This is a genomic window from Tepidiforma sp., assembly GCF_034433535.1.
Classification (GTDB): domain Bacteria; phylum Chloroflexota; class Dehalococcoidia; order Tepidiformales; family Tepidiformaceae; genus Tepidiforma.
The window spans coordinates 1-4601 of sequence record NZ_DAOUAO010000203.1; the positions used below are offsets into that span (position 1 = coordinate 1).

Genomic DNA, 4601 nt, shown 5'->3' on the forward strand with positions numbered 1-4601 from the left:
GTCCCCGGCGTCCGCGCAAGCCGCGGCGCCACCCCATCGATGCCCGCCTCCCCGAGTTCCGGGTGCGGCAGCGTCGACCACCACCCTCGCGCTTGCAGCTGCTGGTCCCGCTCCACCCGGTCGCCCGCCGTCTGGCAAACGCCCGCCGGGACCCCCGCGGCCTGCAGGGTCGCCATCACCGCGTATGCATCCCGCTCGCGGGTCCACGCCGTGATGCCCGCGTCGAGGTCATCCTCGTTGGCCAGCCGCCCCTGCAGCGTCGCGAACCGCGGATCCCTCGCCCACGCCGGCTCGCCCATCGCCCGCCGCAGCGCCTCCCACTCCGCATCGTTTCGCGCCGCGATCGCCACCCAGCGGTCCTCGCCCGCGCACGGATAGGTGTTGTGCGGGGCCATCCGCGGCTCCCACGCCCGGTTGCCCGGCGGCATCCCCTCCCGCAGCCAGCGGCGCCCGTTCACGGTGAAATCGAGCACCGCCGGACCGGTGAGCACCATCCCCGTCTCGACCTGCGAGATGTCGATCGCCTGCCCGTCGCCCGTCCGGTTGCGGTGGTGCAGGGCCATCATCACCGCGATCGCCGCGAGGTACCCGGCCGTGTGGTCCAGGTACGAATAGCCCCAGCCAGCAGGCGGCTTGCCCGGCAGCCCCGACATCGCCGTCAGCCCGCTCAGCGCCTGCGCCGTTGGCCCCCACGTCGTGAACGAACGGTCACGCCCCGTGTGTCCGAACCCGGAGATCGAGCAGTAAATCACGCCCGGGTTCAGCTCCCGCATCCTCGCGTACTCCAGCCCCCACGATGCAAGCACCCCGCTCGAAAAGTTCTCGATCACCACGTCGCTCACGCGGACAAGCCGCTCAAGCACCTCCATCCCCGCCGGGTGCCGCACGTTCAGCAGGATGCTCCGCTTGTTCCGGTTGAAGTAGTTGAAGAACCCTGAGTTATTGAGCGTCGGCTGCTCCCCGGCGATCGGCCTCCCGAAACGGATCGGGTCGGCTGCCTGCCCGTGCTCCACCCGAATGACGTCGGCCCCGAAATCCGCCAGGACACGCGTCGCCGTCGGCCCGGCGATTACCCACGTCAGGTCGCACACCCGGATGCCGGAAAGCGGCAGGTCTCCCATCGCCGCCGGATTATAGGCAGGCGGCGCATCCCCCGCTGAGCCGTTACGATTTCCCCCATCACCACGGAGGACGCCTCCATGTCCGAACTCCCCGTCGTCGAATCCGACATCTTCGAAGTCATCGGCACCCAGCGGGCCATGCGCCGCCTGAAGCCCGACCCGGTGCCCGAGGAGTACATCAAGAAAATCCTCTGGGCCGCCACCCGCGCGCCCTCGGGCGGCAACCGCCAGAACTGGCGCTGGCTCGTCGTCACCGACCCCGAGAAGAAGAAGCAGATTCAGCAGTGGTACAAGGAAGGCTGGGATAACCTCGTCGCCAGCGGCTACGGCAACCGCCCCGACCTCCCGCCCGATGAAGCCGCCAGCAACGAGCGCGTGATGCGCTCCGCCCAGTACCTCGCCGACCACCTCCACGAAGTCCCCGTGCTCATCTTCGCCTGCGCCCTGCTCGGCCCCGGCCAGCACGACCTGACCGCCGGCTCCAGCATCTACCCGGCCGTCCAGAACCTCATGCTCGCGGCCCGCGCGCTCGGCCTCGGCACCGCCCTCACCACGCTTCACCGCATCCGCCAGGATGACGTCCGCCGCCTCCTCGGCATCCCGGAGACGGTCGAAACCGCCGCCCTCATCCCGGTCGGGTGGCCGCGCGGCAGGTTCGGCGCCGGCTTCCGCAAGCCGGTCGAAGACGTCACCTACTGGGAGCACTGGGGCAACAAGCGGCCCTGAGGGCGGCGCTATGGCAACCCGGCTCGATATCGCCATCGTCTACTGCCGCCGCTGCAACTTCCTGCCGCGCGCCCTCTGGACCGCTCACGAGCTGCTTCACACCTTCGGCGACTACATCGAACGGCTCACCCTCGTCCCCGGGGGCGGCGGCGACTTCGACATCCTGCTCGGTGGTGAGCCGCTCTTCTCCCGGCGCGCCGCCGGCCGCTACCCCGAAATCGCCGAGCTGAAGGAGGCCATCGCCGCCCGCCTCGAGCCCGCCGAGGCCGCGACCCTCCGCCGCCATCCCCGGGCGCAGTGACCAACCCCATTGTGCTTCGCAAACGCAAGTACGGTGGCGCCATCCGGTCCGTATGGCCCGGCGACCTCGTCGATAGCCGCGGCGAAGACTGGCTCATCACCTTCCACGATGCCGCGCTTCACCACCGCCAGCCGCCTCCCGCCGAGCCTGCCGCCTTCGCCATCCACGCCGTCGGGCTTCGGCACCCCCTCACCGTCCTCCACCGCTTCGACCCGCTCGGCCGCTTCCTCGGCGCCCAGTGCGACGCCGCCCTGCCTGCGACCATCACGGGCCGCACCATCGACTTCGTCGACCTCGACCTCGACGTCATTGTCCACCCCGACGGCACGCACATCGTCCGCGACCGCGACGATTTCGAGGCCCGCGCCATCGAACTCGGTTATCCACCGCACGTTCGCCGCGCCGCCTGGGTCGGCATCCTGCACGCCCTCCGCGCCGTGCGCCGCTGTCAGTTCCCGTTCGATGGCTCCATCGAAGCTGTCCTGGGCCGCGTCCTCGCTGCCCGCGGCCCCCTCTGACGCCGCACCGGCGTAGAATCCCGCCACACCCTGACCTAGGGAGCCACGCTATGCCCCATCTCGACCGCGACGGCGTCAGCATCTTCTACCAGGTCGCCGGCAGCGGCCCCGCCATCCTGCTCAGCCACGGCTACAGCGCCACCTCGCGTATGTGGGATGCCCAGGTCTCAGCCCTTTCGCCCGAATACGCCGTCGTCACCTGGGACATGCGCGGGCACGGCCAGTCGGATAGCCCCGACGACCCGTCCGCCTATTCCGAAGCCCACACCGTAGCCGATATGGCCGCCATCCTCGATGCGCTCGGCGTCGAATCCGCCGTGATCGGCGGCCTCTCCCTTGGCGGCTACATGTCGCTCGCCTTCCACCTCGCCCACCCCGACCGGGTGCGAGCGCTCATGCTCTTCGATACCGGCCCCGGCTACCGCAACCCGGCCGGCCGTGAGGCCTGGAACCGCACCGCAGAGGCCCGCGCCGTCGCCTTCGAGACCCGCGGCCTCGAAGCCCTCGGCCCCGGCGCCGAGGTGCGCATTGCAGCCCACCGTTCGGCCCGCGGCCTCGCCCTCGCCGCACGCGGCATGCTCGCCCAGTTCGATTCCCGCATCATCGAATCCCTGCCCTCCATCGCGGTACCGACCCTCGTCCTTGTCGGCGAAAAGGATGAGCCGTTCCTCGGCGCCACCGACTACATGGCGGCGAAAATCCCCGGGGCCCGCAAGGTGGTCATCCCCGGTGCCGGCCACGCCGCCAACATCGACCAGCCCGAAGCCTTCAACCGTGCCGTCCGGGAGTTCCTTGCCTCCCTGCCCTGACGGCCCCGTTCGGCTCGCCGTGCTATCCTGTATCCGATCATCAGGACCGGGGGAACCTCGTGCCCTATTCCATCATCGAAACTTGCATCGGGTGCACGGCCTGCACGAAGCGCTGCCCGACGAACGCCATCACCGGCACCCGCAACCAGCTCCACGTCATCGATCCCACCCTCTGCATCGATTGCGGCGCCTGCGGCGTCGTGTGCCCCCCGGAAGCCATCCTCGATACCTACGGTAACGTCTGCCGCTCCCTCAAGAAGGACCAGTGGCCGCACGCCGTGGTCATCGAAGAGAAGTGCATCGGCTCCGGCTGCGAACTCTGCATCAACATCTGCCCCTTCGATGCCCTCAGCCTGCAGCACACCGACCGCATCGACGACTTCTTCGGCGTCAGCACCGTCGATGAGAAGAAGTGCACCGGTTGCCGCCTGTGCGAAGACGTGTGCGGCTGGGACGCCATCCACATCTTCCCGCTCAAGCACGAAGTCCTCAAAGACTGGTCCGAACTCTCCGAAGAAGAAAAGCAGCTGGTCACCCGCGCCCGCAAGGCCATCGGCGCTCTCTAGTCCGCTGTCCCGATTCGACGCCAGCGGCCGCCCCGGGAAACCCGGGGCGGCCGAGCGTTTGGCCTAACCCCCCGCAGCAAGCGCCTCGATCCGCCGCGCCAGCTCCGCATCCTTCTCGGTCACCCCGCCCGCATCGTGCGTGCTGAGCCGGAATCGTACCCGGTTGTAGACCCACCACACCTCCGGGTGATGGTTGAGCACCTCCGCCGCGACCGCGACCCGCACCACCAACCCCACCGCCTCTACATGGTCGCGCAGGCGAAACTCCTTCACAATGGCCCCCTCACCCTCAGCTTCCCACCCCGGCAGCCCCTCGATGAGCCGCGCCACGCCTGCGGCATCCAGCCGTTCGCTCATCCTCCAGCCTCCTTACCGTCCATTGTCGGACCGTAATCCTGCCTGCCCATAGTATGGAACCCGGTGAACGACTGGAAACGCTCACTCTCCAGGCCGGTCTCCCGCCGCTGGTTCCTCCGCACAACCGGCCTCGTTGCTGGAGCCGCAGGCCTCGCCGCCGCGGGCTGCTCGGGCGGCAGCCGCCGCCAGCCCGCGCCCGACGC

At 69.3% G+C, this 4601-nt stretch carries 7 protein-coding genes; 5 read left to right on the forward strand and 2 right to left on the reverse strand.

All coding sequences use genetic code 11. The features are described from left to right. Positions 1-1121 (reverse strand): CoA transferase (locus tag VAE46_RS10505; protein ID WP_322796891.1); only part of this gene is annotated, 1121 nt, incomplete at its 3' end. A 78-nt stretch (positions 1122-1199) separates the two neighbouring features. Between VAE46_RS10505 and VAE46_RS10510 the strand changes: the two genes are divergently transcribed. From VAE46_RS10510 to VAE46_RS10530, 5 genes are read left to right on the forward strand one after another with little or no spacing between them, the layout of a single operon-like run. After that, a complete protein-coding gene (locus VAE46_RS10510) occupies positions 1200-1847 on the forward strand; it encodes a nitroreductase family protein (protein WP_322796892.1) in 648 nt (215 codons plus the stop codon). A 10-nt stretch (positions 1848-1857) separates the two neighbouring features. Then, positions 1858-2148, forward strand: coding sequence for an Rdx family protein (locus VAE46_RS10515; protein ID WP_322796893.1), 291 nt, complete (start codon positions 1858-1860; stop codon positions 2146-2148). Further along, positions 2145-2666 carry a DUF402 domain-containing protein gene (locus tag VAE46_RS10520; RefSeq protein WP_322796894.1) on the forward strand — a complete coding sequence of 174 codons (522 nt, stop codon included), beginning with the start codon at positions 2145-2147 and terminating at the stop codon, positions 2664-2666. The genes VAE46_RS10515 and VAE46_RS10520 overlap by 4 nt, the downstream gene beginning before the upstream one ends. 50 nt (positions 2667-2716) lie before the next feature. Further along, positions 2717-3475, forward strand: coding sequence for an alpha/beta fold hydrolase (locus VAE46_RS10525; RefSeq protein ID WP_322796895.1), 759 nt, complete (start codon positions 2717-2719; stop codon positions 3473-3475). A gap of 59 nt (positions 3476-3534) precedes the next feature. Then, a complete protein-coding gene (locus tag VAE46_RS10530; RefSeq protein ID WP_322796896.1) occupies positions 3535-4041 on the forward strand; it encodes a 4Fe-4S binding protein in 507 nt (168 codons plus the stop codon). 63 nt (positions 4042-4104) lie between these two features. Here VAE46_RS10530 and VAE46_RS10535 read toward each other — a convergent pair whose 3' ends face one another. After that, positions 4105-4398, reverse strand: coding sequence for a 4a-hydroxytetrahydrobiopterin dehydratase (locus VAE46_RS10535; RefSeq protein WP_322796897.1), 294 nt, complete (start codon positions 4396-4398; stop codon positions 4105-4107). Positions 4399-4601 lie beyond the last annotated feature (203 nt).